This is a genomic window from Cumulibacter manganitolerans (genome assembly GCF_009602465.1).
GTDB lineage: Bacteria > Actinomycetota > Actinomycetes > Mycobacteriales > Antricoccaceae > Cumulibacter > Cumulibacter manganitolerans.
Genome location: NZ_WBKP01000136.1, coordinates 1 through 512, shown reverse-complemented (window position 1 = coordinate 512; position 512 = coordinate 1). Strand labels below are relative to the sequence as shown.

Genomic DNA, 512 nt, shown 5'->3' with positions numbered 1-512 from the left:
GAAGTCCACGACCCACAGCTCGTTGGGCCGCTCGGCGCGGAACTCGCGCTGCACGTGATCTGGCGGTCGCGTCGCGGTGTCGTCGGGGCGCGTGGTGATGACCTGCTTGCCGCGGCGGATACCGCGCAGCCCGTGCTGGCGCATCAGGCGCTCGACGGTGCACTTGGCGGCCACGATGCCCTCGCGATGCAGCAGCCGCCAGACCTTCCGGGCGCCGCTGATCCCGCGCCCGAGCTGGCGGTCCCAGAACACCCGCTCGATCGCCACCAGCAGCTCAGCATCCCGCACCGACCGCGCAGAGGCGGGGCGCTTCTTGAACGCGTAGTAACCGGACGGAGCGATCGGCACGCCGTGCTCGGTGAGCACCCGGCAGATCGGCTCGACCCCGAACCGGTCACGATGATCGTCGATGAACTGCACTACCACGGCAGTCGCGGGTCGAGCTCCCGCGCGAAGAACGAGGACGCCGCCAACAGGATCTCGTTCGCGCGCTTCAGCTCGCGGTTCTCCGC

Annotated in this window: 1 protein-coding gene and 1 other annotated feature; the gene reads right to left on the bottom strand. The window is 69.9% G+C overall.

Annotated elements, in window-relative coordinates:
* Positions 1-420: IS3 family transposase (locus tag F8A92_RS18505; protein WP_194291601.1), on the bottom strand; the 420-nt coding region annotated here is incomplete at its 3' end.
* Positions 334-462: a sequence feature (AL1L pseudoknot), on the bottom strand. Its footprint overlaps the gene before it by 87 nt.
* Positions 463-512: the final 50 nt, after the last annotated feature.